This is a genomic window from bacterium, from assembly GCA_020444325.1.
Classification (GTDB): Bacteria; Bacteroidota; Ignavibacteria; order SZUA-365; family SZUA-365; genus BM516.
Genome location: JAHLLD010000001.1, coordinates 1 through 26,517, shown reverse-complemented (window position 1 = coordinate 26,517; position 26,517 = coordinate 1). Strand labels below are relative to the sequence as shown.

Here is a 26,517-nt window from a genome sequence, read left to right as displayed (position 1 = left end):
ATTCATGCTCATCACCCGTTTGGAACGACAGAAGAAACGTCGCCATCGAGTCTCGGTATTTCTCGATGGCGATTTCGCATTCGGCTGCAGCGAAGACACTGCGTTTCGCTTCGGTATGCATAAGGGGATGGAAATCGATGAAGAGAAACGGCAGGAAATCGAGGATTATGACAACAGGGTGCAGGCCAAGCTGGCGGCGGAACGGCTGATTGGAACGCGTATGCGTTCCGAGCGTGAGCTGCGGCGCCGTTTGAAGGAGAAGGAATTCCCCGAGGAAATCATTGATGAGACCGTCAGCACATTCACGCGGGTGGGACTCCTGAACGACCGGGAGTTCGCGGAAGCCTTTGTGCGCGATCGTCTCCTTTTGCGTCCCCGGGCCTCCAGTGTGTTGCGTCGCGAGCTGCGCGGTCATGGCATAGACGGCGAGATCGTAGACAGCGTTCTCGCCGCCCATTTCAATGCGGAGACGGAAAATGAGCTCGCCCGCGACATGGCGGATTCCTACATTCGTTCCCACAGTTCGCTCGATACCCCCGTCCTCAAGCGCCGGCTCGCAGGTTATCTGCAGAGGAAAGGATTCCGCCCCTCCCTCGTCTACGAAATCCTCAATTCCCTCGAGAAGTGATCTTTTGTTCCCTTAGCGGAACATCGTATATTTGTTGCTGGGCCAAGTCCCTCGCAATGTATGGATACCCAACCCCGCCAGGTCCGGAAGGAAGCAACGGCCGGTATATCTACATGTGACGAGGGTCGCTTGGCCCTTTTTTTTGCTCGCGTGAGCCTCGTTGCACTCGGCGCGTGAGCTCGCTTCGCCCTGCGAAGCTCGCGCGTGAGCCTCATCCTGTCCCGCTTCGCGGGAGGATTCGGCGCTTGAGCTCGTCCCCGATTGCATCGGGGCCTCGCGCCAGAGTCCCGCAAGCGGGACGAGTCCGTTCATCCCTCGCGCCGCGTAAGCGGCGCTCAAGCGCGCCGTCAGGCGCTCCCGCGTGGCGAAGCCACTCCCGCGCGCCGTCAGGCGCTCCCGCGTGGCGGAGCCACTCCCGCGCGCCGTCAGGCGCTCCCGCGTGGCGAAGCCACTCCCGCGCGCCGTTAGGCGCTCCAGCGTGGCGGAGCCACTCCCGCGCGCCGCGTTAGCGGGACTACCTCGCCAGCGTCATCCATTTCGTCTGTGTTTCTCCTTCAAAAGTCAGTCTGCAGAGATACGTGCCTGATGGCAGCGCCGCTGCGTCGAACTGTTCGGTATACTGTCCGGCGCGGCGGTGTTCGTCGACGAGTGTCGCAAGGGTTCTTCCAAGGACATCGTGAACAGTGAGCTGTACTGAACCATCGACAGGTACGGTAAAGGTTATGGTTGTTGTCGGATTGAACGGGTTCGGATAATTCTGCGCGAGTATGAGCATGTGCTCGGGAAGTGTGATCTCGGGACGCACCTGCTTTGGTACTGGCGGAGCGCATCTGTCGTAATGCAGGAACGGTGCGGGCTTGATGGATGCTGCCGAGTAGGCGGCGATGAGCTCCGTTTCCATCTGGCTGACCGGCATGGCGGCCAGGAGGGAGTAGTGAGAGGGAATCGCCCATGCCACGGTTTTCGCCGTTCCGCAGAGGTTGATGGTTTCCGGCCAGAAGAGGAAGGGGAACGCCTGCATCAGGTTTGCATCTCCGTACATCGGACTCCCGCTTACGACGGTGAGCATGACGTCATCCTCGTAGGCCTGAAGGACGTCATCGTAGGGATTGTTGCTCAACTTCGGGATCACCACGAGATCGGCCTGTTTCCCTTCTTCGATACTGCCGATGCGATCCGAGAGCCCCAGCGCATCCGCTGCGTTGACGGTGACGAATTCCACGAGGTCCTCAGAGGTCAGCAGGTTGTTCCAGTGGGACTGCGACCAATTTTTCGCAAACCGCATTTCGTCCAGCAGGTTGAAGGATCCGGATTCCGTCCAATCGGCTCCCAGAGCCACGGTGACGCCGGCGTTCAAAGCAGCAGGGACATCGGCGGTCGCACCGTACAGCGCAACGTTGCTCTGCGGCGACCAGATGAGTTTGCTGTTTACCGCAGCCATCTTGGCGAAATCGGATGCACCGAGTGCGACACCGTGAATGATGCTGAAACGTTCATCCATGATTCCGGCTTGATCTAACAACTGGAACTGTGCGTATGCATACGCATCCGTTCCTTCGCTGAGGTGTATGATGAAACGATCCCAGTATTGGTTCAGCCAAGTAGGCCACTGCGGAATCGAGGATTTCGATGTGGGAAAGACGATGTGTTTGCTTCGCGCGGGGAAGCGCTCGGCATTGTTGATGCCAATTCCCTGTGCGGCGTAATGCTCGTCATGATTTATCTCATTCGGGTTCGTTCCCTGCCATGTAGTCGTTCCTGCACAAAGTGCCCGGAGTTCCCCCCACTTGACGATATTGAGCGTTTGAATGCCCGGGTAAAACACAGAGTAGCCATGAACATCATTATACTCCACCTTGAATTCGTCATACAGTGCTGTCTCTGCCCACTGATCCCTGTGCGAGAAATACGGTGGAATGGCAAACGGGATGACCCCGAACACGTTGTAATAGGGATGGTTGTGGGCATCGATGAGTCCGGGCAGAATGTAGCCATCGACTTCGAGCACGATGTCGCAGGCGGGACGATTCTGTGAAACTTTCACGATATCATTGCCATGAATTTCCACGTACCCGTTCATGATGATGCGGCGCTGCTTGTTCATCGTGACGACGATACCCTTGATCGCATAGTGTGGGATGAGAGTGGATTCGATATCCTGCGTACTTCTCGGCATGAGTCGGAAGTCGCTGAACTCGTAGCGCACGATTCCTGTCACAGCATCGAGCTGATCATTGAGCTGCGGGTAGTAAGTATAGTCGTTGGCATAGTTGCACAGCATGCTGCCGCTGTTGTCTGTAATCTGCCAATCGTCATTGTAGTAGTACGGATGCGATGGGAAGCCGGTCACCGTCACGTTCTCGCAGGTGACGAGAACGGATTCGTATGCTTCCGACCGGGCAAGTTGTACGGGCACGACCACGGGACGGATATGGTTGGGGTGCTTCACGGAAAGCAGGGTGTAATTGGTGACGTTCGACAGCTCCGTGAGTCCCCAGTACTCAGAAACAGTGGCTGAGAACTGGACCTTGTGACCGATGTCGGGACCAGCATTGTAGGTGTACACGAAAATCGCGTTCCATGGACCTTCGTCATCCGCAACAATGAAACCATTGTAATAGGTGGCGGTAACGATCCCTCGTACAGTTACAACATCTCCCTCCATGGGAGAGTCGCCTGAAGCCGAGGTGGTGTACTGAATGTCATGGATGCTGGTGAGCTGCGATGCATTCACAGGTTGTGACTGTGCATGCAGATAATGTGATGGTTGAAGGAGGAACATGCAGAGCAGGAGGGACAGCCCCAACGGCCAGGCATGCGTTGACAGTACCGAATGCGAGTGTTTCATGAACCTTTCTCCTTGTGCTAGGACATGACACGGCTACCGCCCCCGCTGGCAGGAATGGTACAATACACCGCATTGCACGCACGGCGAGACGCGCGGCCGATTACCTGTAAAAAAGATAGTGACACCCGTATATACGGTATAAGGAGGGGAATGTCAAGCTGGGGCTCGTTCCCGATTGCATCGGGTCCGAGTGCTTGAGCCACTTCGTGGCGCTTGAGCGGCTATCGCCGCGCCTGAGTTCATCCGCTTCGTTCCGCAGAGCGGAACTTCGCGGGGTCACGCTTGAGTCGCTGCTGCCGCAGCGACGGGCTCAGTCCTCTAGCGTGCCGCCAGGCGCTCCCGCGTCCCACCGACAAAACGTTCTGAAGATTTTATTGTCTGCTACTAGGTGGTACTACCCAGGAAAACAGGTAGTACTACCTATTGCCTGCCTGCAACAGGCGGACTATTTTTTTATCGTCTTATCCCATCATAACAAACGTGTTGCGTTTTCTACGCGCATTTCCTCGACCCGACTATTCTCGAGCGCGGGACCCGGCGATTCTTTGCTCATGCATAACGGATCACTGTGCCCGGATGTCGCCAACATATCCAAATTCATACTATCAAGAGGAGAAGCACACTATGAAACAAAGCATGTCGTTGACACTTGGCTTCATCCTGCTTGTGACGATGTTTGTTGCGTGCAGCGAGGAAACTCAGAATCCGATCGATGCCACACAGAGCGACGAAGCTCAGGTCCTGCACAAACTCTCTGACAGGTACCTGGTTGAGTACAGTAATGGAAACAAAATGATGAAAGCCCTGGAAAATGCGGGCGGGACGCTGGTGGAGGATATTGACGCAATCAAGGTTGCAATTGTGAGTGGACTCACGGATCAGGCGGCTCAGCAGCTTGCGAACAGTAATGGTATACAGAAAGTCACCAGGGACATGAAGATGAAATTCGTCCCGAGCCTGCAGGAGGCACTGGCTGGATCTGCACAGCATTTCACCAATCCACAACCAACCGGCGCACCCGGGGATGCCTCAGCTCTTGCCATTCAGTGGAATATGCATGCAATTCATGCACCGGAAGCATGGGCGACGACGACAGGGTCGAGTGAGATTCGTGTCGGTATCCTCGACACGGGAGGAAGCCCCGACCATATTGACCTCTACGGTAAATACGATGAAGACTACTGCATCAATTTCAGCGAAGAGGATAATTATAACCCTGCCATATGGGTGGACAGGCATTTTCACGGAACGCATGTCGCTGGGACAGTAGCGACGAACAATATCGTCGTTGCAGGAGTGGCTTCCGATGTGACGCTGGTCGCAATCAAGGTGATGAATGATAACGGGGAAGGGTGGTTTGAGGATATCATCCGTGGCATTGTCTATGCAACAGACGTTGCGGATTGCGATATAATCAATATGAGTCTCGGTGGGTACGGGCCACGTGCACACTACGGAAATTTCATCTCCACCGTGATCCGCGCTGTCAACTATGCAAACAGCCACGGTGTTCTTGTCGTCATGTCTGCGGGGAATGAAATGCTGGATCTCGATCACAGCGGTCAGATGGTCTATCTGCCGGCAGAAGCCGGCGCAGGCGTGGTAGTGAGTGCCACCGGTCCCGTGGATCAAGCCAACTTTGACGATTTCGCATGTTTTTCCAATTATGGAAACAGTTTTATTAACGTCGCAGCCCCAGGCGGAAACGGTGACTGTGGCGGCGTGGGTATCGTAAATACGTACGATGGTGTACTCTCGTGCTATGCTCCCTGGGTTGCGGCAAATGTTGATGGACTCCCGAATCCCACAGGCTACTATGTTTGGGCCTGGGGAACGAGCATGGCTGCACCGCACGTATGCGGAACAGCGGCACTCATCGAGGCCGCGAAAGGAAACAGCAATCCCGGCTACCTGCAAGCGCATCTGCAGAACACCGCCGATGATCTCGGCGCGCCGGGCAATGATCCCTACTACGGCAAAGGCCGGATAAATGCAGCGACTGCGGTCCGCTGATCGAACGAAGCTTACGCCAACAACCCATAAGCCCCGCCACGGCGGGGCTTATGGGTAACAGGCGGATCGCTTCAAACATTGGGACGATGCGCGTTCTGTCACGCACTGCGAAGCAGTGCTCCCGAGCCAGGTCCGGGCGAAGCGGGACGAGGCTCAAGCGCAGCGAAGCCACTCCCGCGCGCCGTTAGGCGCTCCCGCGTGGCGAAGCCACTCCCGCGCGCCGTTAGGCGCTCTAGCGTGGCGAAGCCACTCCCGCGCGCCGTTAGGCGCTCTAGCGTGGCGAAGCCACACCCGCGCGCCGGTAGGCGCTCTAGCGTGGCGAAGCCACTCCCGCGCGAGCGTCAGCGAGCTACGATGAGAGACACCACTTCCTGCGTGCTGCCGGTAGAGAGGACGAGGAAGTAGCGTCCGCTGGGGAGATGGTCGCTATCGATACGGGCGAAGTACTCGCCTTTCTGCATGCTGGCGTCGATGAGCCGGCGGACTTCATTCCCCATGGCGTCGACGAGACGGAGAATGACGTGACGATCCGTGGCGATGCCGAAGGTGACGGAGCCGTTTCCGGTGATGGGATTGGGATGGGTGTTGAGAATTCCCTCGCGCTGTACGGTGCCCTCGGACTGTCCCAATGCGCGCTCGCAGGTTCCGCTTACGGTGACAAGACCGTTCTGGGAACTGGCGATCGTGCAGAATTGCTGGACTTCAGGCGGGGAGATGCCGATTTCCGTCTTGCGGCTTTCAAAGATGGGGGCGGCTTCAAATGTGAGGTAACAGAGCTCTCCCGGCGTGGTGACGTCGTTGCCGCCAATGATGCGCACATCGCTGCCGCGGAGGGTTTCATTACGCTGAATCGTGTACCCGGTCGTCAGATCCCCGACGGTCGCATCTACCAGGTGCAGCAGGTCCGTGTCATAGTCGACACTGAATTCGAAGATGCTGGGGGCACGTTCAGGGGAAACACGTGTCAACTGAACAGGGATCGTGATCTGTTCGCCGGCTTCGACGACGTAGTCGCGAAGAATGGATGTCTGTACATAGGAAAACGTGGTGGTGTCGTAGGGAAGATTGTAGGAGGTGGACGCGAATGCGAGTCCACCCGGCGCATTCACTTCGACATCGACATGGACCTCGTCCCCATTCCAGCAGTCAATTGGCGAAATGTACTGCAGCTCACACACGCCCGTGGTTTGCAGCTGCTCGGCGATCTCGGAATAAATCTGATCCAGGTCGGTGGAATTCGGCGCATAGAAATATTTTCCCTCTGTCATATCCGCCAGACGGATCAACTCATCTTCGTCGACCAGCCTCCCGAGTCCGATGGTATACACCGTGGCGTCGGCGCTGATCGCGTAGCTGATGGCTGTACCCGGACCATTCTGCGAGTCTCTGTCCGCACCATCAGACAGAACGATGATAATTCGACGCTGCGTCCGATAGCGGATGATGTTGGAAGCGGCTACCACGGCATCCCAGAGTGCCGTGCCTCCGAAAATGCCAATGAAAAGGCTGTTGATCCTGGACTTGAGAAGATCCATGTCCGCCGTCCATGGCTGCACGTACGAAGGATTGTCGTCGAATGCGACAAGCGCCGCGCTGTCGCCCGGCTGCAGGCGGTTTACGAATGAAGTCGCGGCACGTTTCGCATCATCAAGCGAAGACCGCATACTCCCGCTGATATCAATGAGCAGAAGAACGGCGACGGAAGCACGGGAAAGAGTGTCCTCACAGTACACTGCCGTCAGCGGCATGTTGATGCCCATTTCAAGTGCTGCGAAATTTTGCAGTCCCAGTCCACCGACATTCGAATTACCATCCGTCACGCGCACTTTCATGCGCACGGTCGGATACGCCGTCACATCGACGCTGTCAATATTCAGCTGCACCTGCGCCATCGCAATGGCAGGAAGCAGCAGACAACACATAAAGACAGAAGCAAACCGTTTCATATCACCGCCCGAACTCGTGAGGGAATGGTCCTGTATTATATCCACCATCTTGAAGAGTAGCAAGGGTATTTTGCTCGTCCACCGATTTCATCGGTGTCCGAGCGCTGGAGCTCGTCCCCGATTGCATCGGGGCCTCGCGCCTGAGCGCCGCTTCGCGTCGCGCGTGAGTGCTTCGCACGCTTGAGTCGCTGCTAACGCAGCGACGATGTGCTCTCGCGTCGAGTCCACGCGTAGCGGGACGAGACTCCCGCGCGCCGTAAGGCGCTCCCGCGTGCCGAGCGCAGCGAAGGTACTCCCGCAGCTTGCAAACCTACTCCCGCAATTGTACCATTACGTATGAAATTAGCATTCACGATAATAGTTCTCATACTCGCTACACCTCTGCAAGCCCAAAACGCGGGGGAGCGGGTGACGGCAAATGGGGGAATGGTGGTATCCGCGAGTGCGGAGGCCAGCGAGGCGGGAGCGGCGATGCTGCGTGCGGGAGGAAATGCGGTGGATGCTGCGGTGGCGGTGGGCTTCGCACTGGCAGTGAGCTATCCATCCGCCGGCAATATCGGGGGTGGATGCTATATCGTGTTGCGCATGGCGGATGGACGAGAGGCGGCGGTGGATGCGCGGGAAACGGCGCCTGCCGCAGCGCACAGGGATATGTATCTCGATGAGAATGGGGATGTGGTCACCGAACGATCGCTGTATGGTCCACTGGCGGCGGGAGTGCCGGGGTCTGTGCATGGACTGCTGACGGCGCTCGAGCAATTCGGAACAATGTCCCGAAGCGCGGTACTGCGTCCCGCACTGCAGCTTGCTGAAGAAGGACTCCCCCTGCATCCGCGCCTTGCACGCTACCTGAAGATGAAGCGCGATGATCTGTCCCGCTTCCCGGAGACGCTGGAGAAGTTTACCCGCAACGGCAGAAACTATGAAGAACGTGAGGTTTGGAAACAACCGGCACTCGCGCATACGCTGCGGCTGATTGAAGACCATGGGAACGCAGGTTTCTATACAGGCGAGACTGCGCGAAGGATCGCGGATGCCATGGAGCGTGACGGGGGACTCATAACGCTTACGGATCTGGCCTCCTATAGAAGTATTGTTCGAAAACCGCTGCGGGGAAGTTATAGAGGATATACAATCCTTTCCATGCCCCCTTCCAGCTCCGGAGGAGTGGCGCTGCTGCAGATGCTCGCCATGCTGGAACATCGGACACTGGTGATTCCGGCGAAGGACGATGTTCCCACTGCGCACTATATGATTGAAAGCATGCGACGCGCATTCGCTGATCGTGCCATGTATCTGGGTGACCCTGCATTCTACAATGTCCCACTTCAGCGACTGCTCTCGCGGCGATATACCGACTCTTTATATAACAGTATTCAGGCGAACCGGGCGACGGATAACAGGGAAATGCCGCATACGCTGCTCCCTCCGAAGGATGGGAAGCAGACCACGCATTATTCGGTGATGGACCGCTGGGGGAATGCCTTGTCGGTGACGACAACAATTAACAGTTCTTTCGGGTCGCTGTATGTTGTGCCCGGAACAGGGTTTTTGTTGAATAATGAAATGGATGATTTCAGTGCGCGTCCGGGAGTGCCGAATCAATTCGGACTGCTGGGGGGAGAGGCAAACAGTATACAGCCGGGGAAACGGATGCTCAGTTCCATGACTCCGACGATTGTCATGAAAGACAATAACGTCGTGATGCTGACCGGGAGTCCGGGCGGCTCCACGATTATAACAACGGTGTTGCAGAGTATTCTGAATATGATCGATGGGGATATGCCTGTTGATGAGGCGGTGACGTCACCGCGATTTCATCATCAGTGGTATCCCGATATTGTGCGGTATGAGGACGATGCGTTATCCCCCTCTACGCGCAAGGCGCTGGAAGTGATGGGACACCATTTCAAGTATGAGCATGAGATGGGACGCTGTGATGCCGTAATCGCATACCCGGATAAGAATATGATGGATGGGTGTTCTGATCCCAGAGGGTACGGCAGTGCGATTGGTATAACTTTTTAACGCTATACTTCTTGCTATTGTATTATAATTTTCGTGAATTGTAGCCAACACATCAATTAGCAAGGAATATTCATGGAAGACATTAAAAAGATGCAGGCGGATATCTCCAAACTGGAAAAGGATATCTCCCTGAATCAAATGGCAAAGCGCAGCGGCATTAATTATGTGACGCTGATGAATATTAAAAAGAATAAGTCCAAGCGCGTCACCGACGGTGTGAAAAAACGCTGGGATGATTTTGTAAAAGCCTTCACCGGTGGCGGCGTTCCCGCGACGGGAGTGCCTGCGGCGAAAACTCCTGCAAAGCGCGGACCGAAGCCTGGCAGCAAGCGTGCCACGAAAAAGGCCGGACGCAAAAAAGCGGTGAAAAAAGCGGCGGCGAAAAAGGCGACGAAGAAAGCTGTTGCCAGGAAGGCTGCTGCGAAGAAGCCGGGCAGGAAGCCGGGTCCCAAGCCTGGAAGCAAGAAGAAAGCCGTGGCCGCCGCCCCTGCATCGGTACCCTCGAAGCTCGATTTTGCCTCCCCCGTACTCGGCAACGCACTTGATCGTGAGATCGAGATTGCGGAAGCACGTCTCGAGTACCTGAAGAGTCTCCGCGAGATTGAAGACGAATTTCTGAAGGCCGTCGGCCGGAAGTAAGTCCGCGTCCTCATCTCTCCCAATTTCCAATGCCGCCTTGCGTGTTTGTCGCGTGAGGCGGCATTTTCGTATCTTTACTAGAGCCGACGGTTTATCTACTGATTTCTGGATTCCATGAGTACAAAGAAAAACGAAAATATAAAGTGTTCATTCTGTGGCCGCAGCTCGAAAGAGGTCGACAGTATCATTGCCGGACCCAGTGTCTACATCTGCAACAATTGCGTGATGAGTTCGGTCGACATTCTTCGCAGCAATTCCGCGGCGTTCACCGGCAGAGAACTGGGTGCGAAAAAATCCGTCCGTCGTCCCGCAGAGCTGAAAAAAGCACTGGACGAATATGTGGTGGGACAGGAATCGGCAAAGAAAACGCTTTCCGTCGCCGTGTACAATCACTACAAGCGATTGGAGAGCAAGCAGGTGTTTGCCGACACGGATGTGGAAATCGAGAAGAGCAATATCCTGCTTATCGGTCCCACCGGCACCGGCAAAACCCTGCTGGCAAAGACACTGGCCCGCGTACTCGATGTCCCCTTCGCCATCGCAGATGCCACCACGCTGACCGAATCCGGTTACGTCGGTGACGATGTGGAATCCATTCTCGTGCATCTTCTCCAGAACGCGGAGTACAATGTTCAGCGCGCCGAGCAGGGCATCATCTATATCGATGAAATCGACAAGATCGCGCGCAAAAGTGAGAACATGTCCATCACCCGCGACGTGTCCGGCGAAGGCGTGCAGCAGGCGCTGCTGAAAATTCTCGAAGGATCAACCGTCGGTGTTCCGCCGAAAGGGGGACGCAAGCATCCCGAGCAGCCGCTGATCACTATCAACACGCGGGATATCCTCTTCATCTGCGGCGGTGCGTTTGATGGACTCGAGAACATCATCCAGCGCCGCATCGGGAAAAACCCGGTCGGCTTCGGTTCGGATATGCTCACACTTAACAAGGCCGAGCGGCAGTACATCCTTACCCATGTGGAGCCTGAGGACCTGCTGCGTTACGGACTCATTCCTGAATTGATCGGACGTCTCCCGGTGATGTCCTCCCTGCACCCGATTTCCAAAGAGGGACTGCTCAACATCCTCACCCAGCCGAAGAACGCCCTGGTCAAGCAGTACATCAAACTCTTTGAAATGGAAAACGTGGCCCTTGAATTCGACCACGCCGCGCTTGAAGCCATTGTTGAAAAAGCCCTCCTGCGCGGAACAGGAGCCCGGGCCCTTCGCTCGATCATGGAACGCGCCATGATGGAAATCATGTACAACCTCCCCTCCAAAGACGCCGTCACCCGCTGCTTCATCACCCGCGACACCATCGACAACGGTGCCGAACCCATGTACACGATGAAGGAACAGAAGAAGACCGCGTAAGCTCGCCCCGTTTACGGGGCTCGCGCTGGAGCGGCTATCGCCGCGCTGGAGTTCGCTTGCGCTCACGCTGGAGTTCCGCTCTGCGGAACGCGTGAGTGCTTCGCACGCCTGAGTCGCTGCTGTCACAGCGACGATGAATTTTCTTCCCGCGGCTCCGCCGAAGGCGGAGACTCAAGCGTCCCGCGTCAGCGGGACTCCCGCGCCGCGAAGCGGCTCAAGCGCGAGCGTTAGCAAGCTTATCGTCTACGCTTTCTGCCGGATTTCCCGCTTCCCCCTCCGGATTTGCTCGCTCCCCCGCTGCTCTTACGCGCATTCTCCTGTTGTTCGAAGAGGCGGGCGTGCAGTGTCTGGCGGTAGCTGCGGTCGAGGAGCATGGCGAGCAGCATGCGCATTTCATCGTCTTCGTACAGCGTGTCGACGACAGGGAGGAAGTGCGCGATACGTTCGCGATCCATCATGGCGTAATCATGCAGCTGATCTTCGAGGCGTACGATCAGACGTTCGGAGAGCCGCTCCTGCAGCATTTCATCCGATGGCAGTTCGCGTTGCTCCACGCTGAAACCATACTGCTTTGCGATGCCCAGCAGTTTCCGCTCCTGTATGCTCTCGCAGATGGTAATGGCGATACCGGTCTTGCCCGCGCGTGCCGTTCTTCCCGAGCGATGCACATACACCTCGACGTGCTCCGGGATGTCATAGAGAAACACATAGCTGAGATCGCTGATGTCGATACCGCGTGCAGCGACATCGGTAGCGATGACGTAGCGAAGCTCTCCACTCCGCAGTTGCTCCATGATGCGCTCACGCTTGCTCTGCCGCAGATCACCGGTCAGATGCTCGGCATCGATGCCGTTGTTTTTCAGGTACTCGGACAGGTATTCCGCATCCCGCTTGGTGTTGGTAAAGATCAATGCGGAATCGGGATTCTCGTATTCGATCAAACGCAGCAGGGAGCGATCTTTCTGCAGCTGAGGAGCGATATAGTAACGGTGTTCGAGTTCGGAGACGGACTGATTTCCCTTGCTCAGGCTCAGGCGATCGGGATTGTGCAGGAATTCATACGCGAGTTGCTCGACGTGATACGGGATGGTGGCGCTGAACATGTAGGTCTTGCGCTTCTCCGGAATCTGCCTTCGCAGCTTGCGCATGGAGGGATAGAAGCCCATCGACAGCATCTCATCCGCCTCGTCGAACACCAGCGTGTGGATGTTCATCAGCGTGAGCGTTCCCTTGTACACGTGGTCAAGGATGCGTCCCGGTGTCCCGACCACGATTTGCGCTCCGTCCTTCAGGTCGCGGATCTGGTTCCCATAGCGCACACCACCGTAAATGACAGTGGATTTCAATTCCGTCCCACTCGTCAGCTGCACCAGCACATCGCTTACCTGCTTTGCCAGTTCCCTTGTGGGAGCGAGGATCAGCGCCTGGCAGTATTTCTTTTTCGTATCAATCGTTTCGATGATGGGGAGGAGGTACGCACCCGTTTTCCCGCTCCCCGTGCGCGCCTGCACGATCATGTCCCTTCCCTCGAGGAGGTAGGGAATGGCCTTTTTCTGCACCGGCGTCGGCTCGGTCCATCCGAGCGACTTCACCCGCTCCCGCAGTTCATCCGGCAGTGCCGAAAAACTGAAATCCGGCAGCGCGTTTTCAGGTTCGTACAGTACGTCGTCCATGTTCTCCATGGCGGTCTTGTCATCTGTCATACAATGCTCTGATTCTTCTTTCTGTATTCAACCTATCAATATAGGGAAAATGTGCGCATGGTGCGTACACCGTGAAAGTGTGGTGACTATGGAAAGATGAAATGATGGAAAAATGGAATCATACCCGTGACCCCATATTTCCATCATTCCATAGTCGGCCGAGAAGAAGGGACTGTCAGCCTGCATCGAAGCGGTCAGCTGAAGTCATATCCGAGCGGAAGAGACTGCAGGCCTACATCGAAGCTGTCAGCTGACGCAGACCGTCCTCGAAGCTGGTAAACTCCATTCCGCAGGCTTCACGGATTTTGTCCGTGCGCAGTGATGTGTCGTCGGTTTCGGGGAGAGCGACGGATTGGATCAGGGCGGGAGAGAAGCCGTAGTGGCGGGAGAGATGGATACCGATGTCCATGCGGCTGAGGCGGTCGGGTCCGCCCAGGTGGTATATGCCGGGCGCGGCGTCCGTGCTTTCGAGTACGCGAATGGCACGGGCGACATCGTCGACGAAGAGAGGCGTGCGATGCTGGTTTTCGTACAGGGAGATGGAAATGCCGCGGAGGGGATGCTGCACATTCCACGACAGAAAAGAGGCGGGATTCCCGGCAGCATCATTCCCGTAGATCAGTGCGCAGCGAAGTACATACGCATCTGGATGCGCAGCCATGACCGCGCCTTCCGCTTCCGCCTTGCTTGCGCCGTAAATCGAAGCCGGGGCTGGCATATCATCTTCCGCGTAGGGAGCAGCACTGCCATCGAAAACGAGATCGGTAGATATGAAGAAGAAGCCGATATCGCGCTCCCTGCAGGCAGCCGCCAGTTCGGCCGCGGCACCGGCATTGATGCGATTCGCGTAGGATGGATCGGAGGCGCAATCCTTTCGCGCCGCACAGGCTGCCGCATGCACGACCACGTCGCTGGCTGCCTGATCGAGCAGCGCATGTGCATCGCCACCATTCAATTCGAAGCGCAGCCACAGCTCCGCTTCGCTATGTCCGTCTTCCGGACTCCGTGACGTCCCCACCACGCGCAACCCATACTCTCGCATCCCCCGGCACACATTGTACCCCAAAAAACCATTCGCTCCGGTGACAAGTACGTTACGCATGGGCTCAAATTCCAGATTCCTGTCGCGCCGAAGTCCACCCGCGCACCTGTCCGCCGAAGCTTGAGCGAAGCGAAAGCGAAGGAGGAAGCGGGACGGGACGAAGGCGGAGCAGATGGCAGATGACAAATCGCAAATGACAAATTCCTGTGGAGCCGGGATTGCTTCCGGCAACGTATTCCCGGATGCACCGATTCATCCAGGAAGCAATCCCGGATGACAAAAACAGGTATACCATGGCAGACAATCAAAAGATAGAAAAATTGAAGGATGGAAACATCATACTGGCATTGATGACAGGTCCAAAGGCACCATCGCGTCGAGCGAAGCGAAGCTCCCGCGTTCCGCGTAGCGGAACTCCTCCGTCGAGCGAAGCGAGACTTCTGCGCGAGTCCCGTTTACGGGACGAGCTCCCGCGCGCCGACAGGCGCTCCCGCACCGAGTTCCCGATGCAATCGGGAACGAGCATAACGACAACCCCCGGCCAACCGAAAATGCGGCGGACCGGGGGATATCGTTCCATGAGGTATGTGGAAAGTCGGACGCTATTTGGACAGCGCCATTTTGATGGTCTTCGTGAAGGTCAGGTTCGACTCGCTGCCGGTCACACTGATGGTGGCGATGTAGGTGCCACTCGAGAGCTGGGAAGCATCGAACTGCACTTCATGCAGACCCTGGTCGACACTGCCGTCGACCAGTTCCGCCACCTGACGTCCGAGTGCGTCGGTCACCACCAGGCGCACATGCGACTGTTCGGGAACCGAGAACTTGATCATCGTGGTCGGATTAAATGGATTCGGATAGTTCTGATCCATCGAGAAGCTGGCAGCGGTGGGAGCGCTGGACTTCGGCGTGCCGGGATAGGTCGGCGTGGTCTGCGCCCAGTTCAGCTTCATCGCGATGTAGTCCATATTGTTCACGACGCCGTTACCGTCGGTATCCATGTAGCAGCCCTCGGGGGTGTACCATGGGGCGGCAGCCTGCGGTTTCCACTCGACGTATGTGAAGGGATTGGTTTCAGCATCGGCCTGGTAACGGGCGGGACCACTCAGCCAGGTCGAGCGCAAGTTGGCATTGTAAATATAGAGGTTGAGATCGCGGCGATCGACGTATGTCACGATACCGTCGTTGTTGACATCACCCGGCCAGACCACGCAGGGCTTCTGTCCTTCACCCACGACAAGCAGGGCCACGGGATACGGCATGTAGTCGCGGTAGACGTCGCAGCTGTTTTTCGTGTTGAAGATCACTTCAATCTTGTACGTGCCCGGCTGCAGCGACTGCGGCAGGTTGATGTATTGCACGCCACTGAGCGGCACACCATAGGCTTTCGCTGCCTGGAAGCTGGTCTGCCACGCGAGGGTGTTGGTCGTGACATCGAAGAACTGAACGGTGAAGGTGACCGTGGAGGCGAACTCGGGGAAGGTCACTGAATACTCGACGCCGATGGTCCCGGGCGCTTCCGCATAGGCTGCGGGAAGTCCCTGTGCGTCAACGAAGCTGTAATTCAGACTTCCAGGTGCCACGTAGCAGGCTTCGTCCGCCCCGCGATAGGGATTGACGCGTGCCTCATGGTCGATGTCGTCAGTGACCGACGCCAGCAATGTTCCGAACAGATCGGTGTCGTCGTCTGAAGGACTCGCCAGATGCAGATCGCCGGCATACCAGTCTTTGTAGGTGACGGACTTGCTGATCGAATTCGCGTCCATGCCGGTGTAGGATTGCAGTGCCGCGAGACTTGCACGCGCGCCGCCCCAGTACGCGAGGTTGTTACCGTTCGAATACCAGAGGTTGTAATCGGAGTCGTTGATGTAGCCGTTGCCGACTTCATACCAGCAATATCCTGCACCGGCATGATAGAAGATGTTGTTGTAGATGTCGCTGCCCTGTCCATAGGGTGCGTAGACGAGATAACTGCTGGTGTACGGGGTGTTGCTGTAAATGGTGTTGTGTGCAAACAGGGTATTGCCCATACGGTACGCGTAGACACTGTAATACCCGTAATTGCAATCCAGCATCGAGATCATGTTGTTGACAAATCGCGACTGACCGCTCTGGTAGTAGTTCTCATAATAGAAATACACACCATAGCAGTAGTTGCCGCCGTAGGAAATGAACGTGTTGCGTTCGATCTGCGAATTGTATCCGTAGTAGAAAGAAGCGGGATAGTGGTACGTGTACGTGTTTGCCGCTTCCTGCACGATGCGGTTGTCGAGGAACTTGATCTCCCCAAGATACACACCGTAGTAGGGACGATAGTACTGTCCGGTGAATTCGCAGCCCTGGATGAGGCAGCCGTCCATCGTGGATGTGGTATTGCTGCCATACAGGTACATGCCGTATCCACCTTCACGAATGCCGCAGTCGATGAAGGACGTGCGGTGATTGAGTGAACCGGACGGCGAATACACGACGGCCATGTAGGTTGATGTGGAATTCACATCGGGGGATATCAGCTCGCAGCCCTCAACAGTGTTGTCGGTCGCCGTTCCCTGAATGAGCACGGCGGTTCCGTAGGAGGAGCCGGTTCCTTCAATTGTCATGTCCTTGAACGTTACCCACTGGCAGCCGTTGTAACTGACAACGTAGTTGTTCGCGGTTCCTGTTGCCGCAAACGTCATGTGTACATCGGCGTTGTTGCCGGTTTCACCCTGGAAGGTGATGGTGTTAATGGATGATGTCCCTGCAATGTCGCTCAGTTCCACCTGTTCATTGTAGGTGCCTGGACGCACGTTGTAGACAACGGGACCGCACACTCCAAACTGGTTGAGATCATTGACGGCGGAAGCGAAATCCGTGTAATCCGGTGATGCGCCGCCGATGGTGAAGGTGCCGGCGATAGCCGCCTGCACGGTCACGGAAGAGCTGTCATTACTGGTTATGGTATCCTGCACACCGTTCGGCATCGTGGTCCACGCCGTGATGGTATAGGGCACACCGCTCTGGAAACTCATGTTCGCAAGCGTGACCTGCGTTGAACGCGTGCTGAAATTCAGCGTATCCAGCAGTCCGGTCCAGTTGTACGGCGTCTGCGGCACACCGTTCAGCGTCCAGTTGATCGTTGCGGACGTAATCTGATTGGTTCCGAAATTCTTCAGCGTGACGATGATGTCCTCATTGCCGGCGCAGAAATTGAACGGAGAATCGATCGATCCGATACCGGCATCGTTGGGACCGGTGACGGCGGAGGTGTAATACATCTCGACGCGGCAGACCTGATAATTGGGCTCCCACCACACATCACCGACGGGATAGGTGTATCCCTGATGACCGAAACGATGCAGTGTCACGGGGAGACCGAAAATACCGTTGCTCGCCGTCCACGGCGAGTTGCCGACAGAGTAGGAGTTCGCCTGCGTCGAACCATTGCTGCCGCGCGTCCCGATGATACCGATGATATCACCATTGCTTATCAGAATGTCGCAGGGAATCATATTGGTCGAATTCACATTCGTCCATACCCCCAGCGAAGTGTAGTTCGTCGTGGTCGCGGGCCAGGGCTGCAGGGCGGCGTTCATCTTGACGACCTGGATATTCTGCACGCCAGTACCCACATCAGTGGGGACACGGAGTCCGACAATGCGGAAATCCGCAGGCGCGGTGAACCAGAGTCCACGGACCTGACCATTGTATGTGTTGTTGTAAGCAGGAAGCGGCATCATTTGCTGTGCCTGCAGCACTTCTGCGCCCAGAAAGAGCACGGAAAGCGCAATCGCAAACACAACAGCACGCTTCCGAAAAGGAAGTGGTTGCATGAGCCTCATGACATACCTCGTGAATAGTAAAAGAAAACATCTCATCCCCGGCAGAACTTCCATCCTGAAGCTGCCGCTGAATACATGCGGTAACGTCCAGATGAAAAAAACCGGTCAGAAACGATTGAGTTGGCAATTCTCAAGAGTCAGCAAACAACAGTAGCTCCACATGGGAGACCACAAAAAACTGCTGACCATAGGTACTTTTTGGGCTTATGGTGTAAACATATTCAGGAATTCCATCAATTTCAAGAGGAAACGTGAAAAAAATTCACTCTGTGGCGATAGCGCACTCAAAATCGCATCAAGTGGATCAAACGACTGCGAAATTTTATGCAGTTTCTGCATAAAATCCCGCGGCAGAATATGCAGAAAGTGCATAATAACAGATGCTTACGGCCGTCAGAATGGAAAAATGGAAATATCGAACGATGGAAACATGACCGCACATTGTCATATTTTACTTGTCTCTTGGTGTCTTCGTGCCTTGGTGTCTTCGTGCCTTGGTGTCGTTGTGTCCCCCGGATATATTCAGAAATTCTCCCTATCTTTCATGTTGTGCAGCATCAAGGCAGGAAAGGTGACATGGACAGGAAGTTCAAGCTCGTATCGGAGTATAAGCCGACCGGTGATCAGCCCGAGGCGATTCGTCAGCTGATAGAGGGAATCAACCGGGGTGATGATTTTCAGACGCTGCTGGGGGTGACGGGCAGTGGCAAGACGTTTACGGTATCGAACGTGATAGAGGAGATCGGGCGTCCCACGCTTGTCATTTCCCACAACAAGACCCTGGCCGCGCAGTTGTACGGGGAATTCAAAAGTTTTTTCCCTGACAATGCGGTGGAATTCTTCATTTCCTACTACGACTACTATCAGCCGGAAGCCTATATCCCGTCGACGGACACATATATAGAGAAGGATATGTCCATCAACGACGAGATCGACCGCCTGCGGCTGAAGGCGACGACGGCGCTGATAGAGGGACGAAGGGACGTTATCATCGTGGCGTCGGTATCCTGTATTTACGGCATCGGTTCTCGCGAGGCGTATGCGGATCAGCTGGTGTTCTTGCGCGCGGGTGAGGAGGTGTCGCGCGATGCCTTTCTGCGACGGCTGACGGACATCCACTACGTGCGCAACGATTTCGATTTTTCACGCGGGACCTTCCGCGTGCGGGGTGATGTCATTGAGATCATCCAGGCCTATGAATCGGATGAAGTGCTGCGCGTGGAGTTTTTCGGGGATGAAATCGATACGCTGTCGCTGGTGGATCGCATGACGGGAAAGGTACGCGAGAAAATCCAGGAAGCGGCGGTGTATCCGGCAAAGCATTTCCTGACGACGGAAGAGGAATTGAAGCGCGCCATCAAGGATATCGAGGTCGAGCTGGATGAACAGCTGGAGTTTTTCCGCAACAGCGGGAAATTTCTCGAAGCGCAGCGGCTGGAACAGCGCACACGCTACGACCTGGAGATGATGAAGGAAATAGGATACTGCTCGGGAGTGGAGAATTACTCACGGCACCTGGCGGGAAGACAACCGGGGGATCGGCCGGAATGCCTGCTGGATTATTTCCCGGAAGATTTCCTCCTCGTGATCGACGAATCGCATCAGACGCTGCCCCAGGTGCGTGCCATGTACAATGGCGACCGCATGCGGAAAACCACCCTCGTTGAGCATGGATTCCGGCTGCCGTCGGCGCTGGACAACAGGCCGCAGAAATTCGACGAATTTGAGACGCTGATCAACCAGTGCATTTTCGTCAGCGCGACTCCCGGACCCTATGAGCTCGAACGCAGCGGGGGCGTGGTGGTGGAACAGATTATTCGTCCCACCGGACTCCTCGATCCTCCCATGGAGGTGCGTCCCGTGCGCAATCAGATCGACGATCTCATCGCCGAAATCCGCGAACGCGCAGCGAAGAATGAGCGCGTCCTTGTCACCACGCTTACCAAGCGTATGTCCGAGGATCTCACCGAGTACCTCGAAAACATCGGGATCCGCGTGCGCTACATGCACTCCGATATCGATTCACTCGAACGCGTGGAAATCCTGCGCGAACTGCGTCTCGGGAATTTCGATGTGCTGGTGGGTGTAAATCTGCTGCGTGAAGGACTCGATCTCCCCGAGGTCTCACTCGTCGCTATTCTGGATGCGGACAAGGAAGGCTTCCTCCGCAGTGAAAGTGCAATCATGCAGATCGCGGGGCGCACCGCGCGCAACGCTGACGGACTGGTGATCATGTATGCCGATCGTATCACGGATTCCATGCAGCGCGTCATCGACGAAACCACGCGCCGCCGCGTGCTGCAGAAAGATTACAACACCGAACACGGCATCAATCCCGAAACCATCCGCAAGTCGATGGACGAAATCATGCACTCCACCGCAATCGCCGATGTCAAGGCCAAACGCGACGAGCGGCAGGAGCGTCAGAAGCCCAAACTGGTCGCCGAGCCCGTCCTGCGCTTCATGACCGACGAACAGAAAAAAGAACTCATCGAACAGCTCCGCGGCGAAATGCGCGAAGCCGCCAAAGACCTCGAATTCGAACGCGCCGCCCAACTCCGCGACGAGATAGCCCGAATTGAAGCAAGGTAATCCACGCTGCAGCGTGGATTACCTTGCTTCAATTCGCGTGAGTTCCGCTTCCACCTTCGCTTTACTCATGCTTCGACGGACAGAGACGCGGAACGCGTGAGTCCCGTTAAATCGGGACGCTGGAGCCCCCCGCTTCGCGAGGGGCCGCATGAGTGCTTCGCACGCGCGCCTTCGGCGCCCCAGCGTTCCGAAGGAACTTCCGCGTCGAATCCCGCGAGGCGGGATGAGACTCCCGCGCGAGCGCTAGCGAGCACTCTCCGTGGGCAGCCTCATCGGTCGCATAAGCCGGCGCACGGGATAGACATCCTTCTTCTTGTCCCAGTACGGGGAGCGCTGATAGAAGAACATGAGTCGCTCGCGGGGAGAAGCGGCGAAGGTGCTGTCGGAGGCGAGACGCTGTTCGAATTCGGCGCGCAGCTGCGGATCGTTTTCCAGCATGTCCGGCGCCATGGCTTCCATCACGTAATCCTCGAAATACTCCTTGCGTTCGAAGATGGCGTTGAAGAAACCCCAGTACACGAAGGAATCCGGTGCCCGGGGTTCGAGCAGATGCAGTGCGGCACGGGCGGAAGCCTGTGCCATGTCGACCACGTATGTCCCTTCCGGGAAAATCATGGTGTCCTGCCGCGTCTGCTGCTCCGCTTCGACGGTGAAGCGTCCTTCGTAAGGACTCTCCCTCCACTTCGGCTCACTGAACACATAGGTTTCAACGATAAGTCTGATATCCCGCGTCAGGCGCGCGAGCTCGACGGCGTGAAAACGCAGAACTTCCAGAACGTCCTTCCATTCCTGCGGAATCAGGTAGAAACGCGGGGGACGAATGCTGACGGTGGGCTGTACGTCATCGAACAGGGGTATGGTGGCCTCCATGGGACGCGAGTGATCCCAGGTCACATACTCACCGCCGCTGATTTCGCTTTCATGAACCTCGGAGGCATATCCCAGGAAATGGAATTCCCTCGTGCTGCCTGCGGCGCGGAAAGCTACGGGCACGGATGTCGTATCACCGCTGCCGAAATGCGCGAGATCGCGTTTTTCCGCGGCGCGGACGGCGGCACGCAGGGAGCCGTGATGGTCATGCACGTAGCGCAGTACCAGCTCCAGCATGTTGTACGTTGCCTGTACGCGTGCGCTGTAGGGTTTCAGCATATGAGTTTCGATCAGGAGGTTGGCGCGATTGCGCACGGCGGCATATCCCGTGCTCAGGCGCGGGGGACTCGCCCAGTCTACAATCCCCTTGCTCAGATCGCTGCGTTCCCGTGGCCAGGTATACGGCGCGATGGGGTCGTTCTTCGCCTGCATCCCGTCGATGCATGCCGCTTCGAGTCCACGCTGCCATGTCACCACGGGGGGAGACATGTTCCCGTGCATTTCCATGGTGTAGGTCAGGTTGTACTGAAAATCGATACCGTCGGTCACATGACAGTCGATCAGCATGTCGGGCATCCAGTTATTGAACAGGCGCAGCCAGGCACGCATTTCCGGGGCGTCCGCCTTCAGGTAGTCACGGTTGAGATTCAGGTTTTGCGCCGTCGTGCGCCAGCCCATGATTTCGGGCCCGTTCTGATTGATGCGGTTGTAGGGACTGCGTCGCTCGTGTCCATCGAGATTGAAAATCGGCATGAACAGCACGATCGTGGAATCCACCAGCGAGGCGAGATCATGCGTGATGGCGATATCCCGCAGGAGCATCATGCCGGCATCTTTCCCGTCGATCTCTCCCGCGTGAATGCCCGCCTGTATCAGGAGGATTTCCTTTCCCGATGCTGCGGCGCGTTCCGGGGTAAATTCCCCGTCCTTCGCCAGGATGACCAGCGGAAGCCTGCGTCCCTGCGGCGTCACGCCGAAGTCCGTCACATGAATCCATGTGGACGCCTGCTCCAGCCGCTGCAGGTATTTCATCGTCTCGGCAAAATCGGGCGAGGCCACGCCCCCCGACGCCTCGTAATACGTTTCCCAATCCTGCCCTGCCGCGCTGTTGGCGGCCGCCAGCAATACCAATCCCAGCCAGATCAAACGCATGCCTTGTTCTCCAACTATGCCGATGAAAACAAACAAAGTACATATTTCAGATTACAGATTTCAGATCGCAAATGGCAAAATCTGCAATCTGTAATTTGTAATATGAAATTTGTTATATTACCTGACTTGGGCAGTTAGCTCAGCAGGTTCAGAGCGTCTGGTTTACACCCAGAAGGTCGGGGGTTCGAATCCCTCACTGCCCACAATCCTTCCTTGCACTCGCCTGGCGAGGTTTTCCAGATACGTTAATGCGGAGCGAAGCACACCATGCGCAGATCGATTATTGCCACGATTCTACTTGTTTCAGGAATGGTTTTGGCCGCCTGTGGCGGTGGGGGAGAACACGGTGATGCGCTTTCCACCACGCCGCCGCCGGTGAAGCTTTATGGCGTCCCGAATGCCATCATTACCTATGAATACAGCGATGCAGCATCGGGGAACAAGACGCATACCATCGCCAATTACGGCATGTACCAGGCGCTGCTGGATTCGATGACTTTCAGCTTCCAGGGGAATACGCGCAGCATTCATCAGCTCGACATCACGGCCGACACCGTGCAGTGGAACATCGATCTGACGACGATGGAAGGCACGCGCAGCAATTTCGATACCTCACGTATTCGCCGTCTGGTGGCGGATTTCAGTCCTGAAGAAAAAGAACATTTCCAGGAATCCTTCATCGTGCGTGGTGGCGGAACGAAGGTCGGCACCGAAACCATCCTCGACCGCGAATGCGATGTGTACGAGCTCGGCATGGGCGGCATCAAGGTTGCGCTGTGGAAGGGACTGACCATGAAAATGGACGTCGTGATGGGTGGACAGCATATCGTCATGACGGCGGTGGACATCGATACCGACTTCACTCCCACCCGCGACATGTTCAATCCACCGACCGATGCGAAGATCACGGAGCCCGAGGTTATCAGCAGTTTCCCCGAGGGACATCCGCCGGTAGACGCTCCGCAGCAGAACAGCGGAAGCGAGTTGCCCGAGGGTCATCCACCGGTGCAGAACTGACGGAGAACTCCCGGCGAGACTCCTGTGTTCTATCGGTAGGTAATTGATATTCACTCGAGGAGATCGCCATGAAGTCCGGTAATCCCATACTCAACGAGCGACGCTTTCAGTCCGCTGCGGTGCAGTTCGCGGGCGAGGAGCGCATGACGTTCAACGGAGCCCTGAACAAGACAGGTCTGCTCTTTCTCATCGTACTGCTCGGTGCGAGCTGGTCCTGGTCCGACGTCAGCTGGGGCGCGCCGGCCGCCGGGATGTCCGCCAAAATGATAATTGGCCTGATCGGCGGATTTATCGCCGCCATCGCGACATCCTTTCGTCCCCAGTGGGCGCCGATTTCCGCTCCCATCTACGCCTTCCTCGAGGGCATGTTTCTGGGCGGAATCTCCGCATTTTTCGAAGCGCGCTATCCCGGCATCGTCATTCCTGCCGTCGTTCTTACATTCGGCATCATGGTGGGCATGCTCGTCACCTACCGTGCGGGACTCATCCCTGTAACACAGAAATTCCGCATCGGTGTCATAGCCGCTACGGGAGGAGTGTTCCTCTTCTATATGGCGTCAATGGTGATGGGTATGTTCGGCGTTTCCATGCCCCTGCTGCACGGTGGCGGAACGCTGGGCATCGTGCTCAATCTCGCCATCATTGGCATCGCCACGCTCAACCTCGTGCTCGACTTCGATCTGATTGCGCGGCTGTCCTCATCCGGCGCCCCGAAGCAGATGGAATGGTACGGTGCCTTCGCCCTGATGGTCACCCTCGTCTGGCTGTACATCGAAATTCTCCGCCTCCTCGCCCGCACACGGGAGTAGTGAGTAGGTTATCGCGCTTCTTTAAGGTGTTCTAATCGCGCCGTAAGGCGCGAACACCTGCGCCGTCAGGCGCAAACACCTGTGCCGCCAGGCACAAACACCTGCGCCGTAAGGCGCAAAGGACCCCATTATGATTCGTACGATCTGGTTATTCAACGATAAGGAACAGGAAGCGTATATAAAGGAAAGCTTTCTTCCGTTACTGCATGCGCTTCCGGGAGCGGAGGGGATTGCCATGCTGCGCGTGGTGGCGTCGGCGATGGGAGAATTCCCGGCACAATTGATGGTCGAGGCCCGCTTTGCCACCGAAGATGCGATGAACGAGGCGTTTGCTTCGCCGGAGGGACGCCGTATTTCGCGCGAGATCATGGAATCATCAGGGCAGGGGATGGAGATGGTGACGCTGGAAAGCGATCCCGGGGATGCCTGAGCGTAAAGGTTGCCCTTATCCGCAAACTGCAGTAAGTTGACGTATTGCATCCACAACTGGTATCCAGTCCACAATGAAGTTCGATACGCTCGTCCTTGCGACACGCAATCCTCACAAAACAGAAGAACTCCGCGCCATGCTTGAGGGACTCCCGATCACCATCCGTGATCTGACGGAATTTCCGGACTGTCCTGAAGTCGAAGAGGACGGCAAGACGCTGGAGGCGAACGCGCTCAAGAAAGCGCTGGCGGCGCACAAGTGCACCGGATTGCCGGTGATTGCCGATGATACGGGACTGGAAGTGTACTACCTCCTTGGCGCTCCCGGGGTGTACTCGGCGCGTTATGCGGGTGAGGATGCGACGTATGCGGACAACAATGAGAAATTGCTGGGTGCCATGCGGCAGGTACCGCCGCGCCGGCGCGATGCGCGCTTCCGCTGCGTGATTGCTTTGGTGGGACACAGGATGGAAGAGTATTTCGAGGGGAAGGTCGAGGGAGACATTCTGCGCCATCCCAGCGGTGAAAACGGCTTCGGCTACGATCCCGTTTTTCGTCCCGAAGGATATGACCGCAGCTACGCCGAACTGACCGCTGAAGAAAAAAACAGTATCAGTCATCGTGCACTCGCCATCATGAAACTCAAGCAATTCCTCCAGAGCTGAGAGGTTCCCCATGCGCAGCGTTCTTCCCCTTCTTCTGCTGAGCCTCGTGCTCGTCGCCTGTAATGAAGCCCCTCCTGATGTCGTTTCCAGCGGGAATGCCCTCATGGCGGACATGCAGTACTATCCCGTGGAAGCGGGAAGCGCGTGGGAATACCGCGTCGATACGATGCGGAACGGGAGCTGGGCAAAGGGCGTCGCACAGGTGCGCTCCAGCATCACCGGTACGAGAGCGGTTGACAGCCTTTCCTATGCCGTGCAGCTCAACCAGGTGATCACGGCGATGGGTCCCACGACGGATACACTGTTCGTCCGCAAAACGGCCGCCGGGGTGATGATGAGCAGTCCCGGACTCATCCAGCTCGCATCCATCGGCAGTATTCCGGGACTTCCTATCGAGGACATCCCGAGTGAATTCCTGGCCGTGCCATCTGTCGATAATCCGCAGACAGAGTGGACCATCTTCAATTTCGAATATTCTCCCATCCCCCTGCTGACCATCCGTTACCGGATTTCTGGACGGTACCGGGGACGGACTTCCGTGGTTACCGACCAGCGCACGTACAAGGATTGCGCCCATGTCACGCTCTCCATCGACGCCAGTATCCCCAATCCCGATAACATTCTCGTTCCCATCACTATCGACGAGGATGCCGATTTCTACTACACGCGTGCCCATGGCATCGTGGTCATCGAAGGCTCCACGGCCATTTTCACGCTTCTGCGCGGCGGACTCCCCCTTGATCTCACCTACGGCCAGGCCCGCCAGGAACTCATCAACTTCGACATCCCCCAGCCAGACCCCTTCTGTCCGTAAACCTCGTCGGCGCATAGCGCCGCCTGCGGTCCGGTGTTTCGTCCCGCGTTGCGGGACGAGTGGTTTCGCCTGCGGCGAGTGGTTTCGCCTGCGGCGAGTGGTTTCGCCTGCGGCGAGTGGTTTCGCCTGC

Annotated in this window: 17 protein-coding genes, 1 tRNA gene and 1 other RNA gene; 13 read left to right on the top strand and 6 right to left on the bottom strand. The window is 56.5% G+C overall.

The annotated features are described in order from the left end of the window. Positions 1-4 precede the first annotated feature (4 nt). Both KQI65_00095 and ffs read left to right on the top strand, forming a co-directional pair. Positions 5-628, top strand: coding sequence for a RecX family transcriptional regulator (locus KQI65_00095; protein ID MCB2203117.1), 624 nt, complete (start codon positions 5-7; stop codon positions 626-628). Between the two features lie 40 nt (positions 629-668). Next, an RNA gene (ffs, locus tag KQI65_00090) (signal recognition particle sRNA small type) lies at positions 669-766 on the top strand. 376 nt (positions 767-1,142) lie between these two features. On the opposite strand, the gene KQI65_00085 is transcribed toward ffs, so the two are convergent. Then, positions 1,143-3,476, bottom strand: coding sequence for an amidohydrolase family protein (locus KQI65_00085; GenBank protein ID MCB2203116.1), 2,334 nt, complete (start codon positions 3,474-3,476; stop codon positions 1,143-1,145). A 624-nt stretch (positions 3,477-4,100) separates the two neighbouring features. Here KQI65_00085 and KQI65_00080 point away from each other — a divergent pair. Further along, positions 4,101-5,489, top strand: a complete 1,389-nt coding sequence (locus KQI65_00080; GenBank protein MCB2203115.1) for a S8 family serine peptidase — start codon at positions 4,101-4,103, stop codon at positions 5,487-5,489. Positions 5,490-5,830: 341 nt separating this feature from the next. On the opposite strand, the gene KQI65_00075 is transcribed toward KQI65_00080, so the two are convergent. Next, a complete protein-coding gene (locus KQI65_00075; GenBank protein ID MCB2203114.1) occupies positions 5,831-7,435 on the bottom strand; it encodes a VWA domain-containing protein in 1,605 nt (534 codons plus the stop codon). Between the two features lie 336 nt (positions 7,436-7,771). On the opposite strand from KQI65_00075, the gene ggt reads away from it, so the two are divergent. The 3 genes from ggt to clpX all read left to right on the top strand — a co-directional run bounded on the left by ggt (position 7,772) and on the right by clpX (position 11,473). Then, positions 7,772-9,463 (top strand): gamma-glutamyltransferase, encoded by a 1,692-nt coding sequence (gene ggt / locus KQI65_00070; GenBank protein MCB2203113.1) that lies wholly within the window; start codon positions 7,772-7,774, stop codon positions 9,461-9,463. 72 nt (positions 9,464-9,535) lie between these two features. Beyond that, the gene (locus tag KQI65_00065; protein MCB2203112.1) at positions 9,536-10,102 is read left to right on the top strand and encodes a helix-turn-helix transcriptional regulator; all 567 of its coding nucleotides are present in this window, start codon (positions 9,536-9,538) and stop codon (positions 10,100-10,102) included. Between the two features lie 105 nt (positions 10,103-10,207). Continuing rightward, positions 10,208-11,473 (top strand): ATP-dependent Clp protease ATP-binding subunit ClpX, encoded by a 1,266-nt coding sequence (gene clpX / locus KQI65_00060; GenBank protein ID MCB2203111.1) that lies wholly within the window; start codon positions 10,208-10,210, stop codon positions 11,471-11,473. Positions 11,474-11,709: 236 nt separating this feature from the next. On the opposite strand, the gene KQI65_00055 is transcribed toward clpX, so the two are convergent. The 3 genes from KQI65_00055 to KQI65_00045 form a co-directional block, all read right to left on the bottom strand. Beyond that, a complete protein-coding gene (locus tag KQI65_00055; protein MCB2203110.1) occupies positions 11,710-13,176 on the bottom strand; it encodes a DEAD/DEAH box helicase in 1,467 nt (488 codons plus the stop codon). A gap of 232 nt (positions 13,177-13,408) precedes the next feature. Next, complete coding sequence (locus tag KQI65_00050) at positions 13,409-14,278, bottom strand: sugar nucleotide-binding protein (GenBank protein ID MCB2203109.1); 870 nt, start codon at positions 14,276-14,278, stop codon at positions 13,409-13,411. A 542-nt stretch (positions 14,279-14,820) separates the two neighbouring features. Beyond that, the gene (locus KQI65_00045; protein MCB2203108.1) at positions 14,821-18,039 is read right to left on the bottom strand and encodes a T9SS type A sorting domain-containing protein; all 3,219 of its coding nucleotides are present in this window, start codon (positions 18,037-18,039) and stop codon (positions 14,821-14,823) included. Positions 18,040-18,615: 576 nt separating this feature from the next. Here KQI65_00045 and uvrB point away from each other — a divergent pair. Beyond that, positions 18,616-20,631, top strand: coding sequence for an excinuclease ABC subunit UvrB (uvrB, locus tag KQI65_00040; GenBank protein ID MCB2203107.1), 2,016 nt, complete (start codon positions 18,616-18,618; stop codon positions 20,629-20,631). 243 nt (positions 20,632-20,874) lie between these two features. Here the strand turns inward: uvrB and KQI65_00035 are convergent, their stop codons facing one another. After that, a complete protein-coding gene (locus tag KQI65_00035; GenBank protein ID MCB2203106.1) occupies positions 20,875-22,653 on the bottom strand; it encodes a peptidase M14 in 1,779 nt (592 codons plus the stop codon). A gap of 128 nt (positions 22,654-22,781) precedes the next feature. Between KQI65_00035 and KQI65_00030 the strand changes: the two genes are divergently transcribed. The 6 genes from KQI65_00030 to KQI65_00005 all read left to right on the top strand — a co-directional run bounded on the left by KQI65_00030 (position 22,782) and on the right by KQI65_00005 (position 26,387). Further along, a tRNA-Val gene (locus tag KQI65_00030) sits at positions 22,782-22,856 on the top strand. Between the two features lie 64 nt (positions 22,857-22,920). Beyond that, complete coding sequence (locus tag KQI65_00025; GenBank protein ID MCB2203105.1) at positions 22,921-23,670, top strand: hypothetical protein; 750 nt, start codon at positions 22,921-22,923, stop codon at positions 23,668-23,670. A gap of 68 nt (positions 23,671-23,738) precedes the next feature. Further along, complete coding sequence (locus KQI65_00020) at positions 23,739-24,479, top strand: Bax inhibitor-1/YccA family protein (protein ID MCB2203104.1); 741 nt, start codon at positions 23,739-23,741, stop codon at positions 24,477-24,479. A gap of 130 nt (positions 24,480-24,609) precedes the next feature. After that, entirely contained in the window at positions 24,610-24,909 is a 300-nt protein-coding gene (locus KQI65_00015) for an EthD family reductase (GenBank protein MCB2203103.1), read from the top strand. Between the two features lie 73 nt (positions 24,910-24,982). After that, positions 24,983-25,573: an RdgB/HAM1 family non-canonical purine NTP pyrophosphatase gene (gene rdgB / locus KQI65_00010; GenBank protein MCB2203102.1), complete on the top strand. Its 591-nt coding sequence runs from the start codon at positions 24,983-24,985 to the stop codon at positions 25,571-25,573. Between the two features lie 10 nt (positions 25,574-25,583). Next, positions 25,584-26,387, top strand: a complete 804-nt coding sequence (locus KQI65_00005; GenBank protein MCB2203101.1) for a hypothetical protein — start codon at positions 25,584-25,586, stop codon at positions 26,385-26,387. The last annotated feature ends 130 nt before the right edge of the window (positions 26,388-26,517 follow it).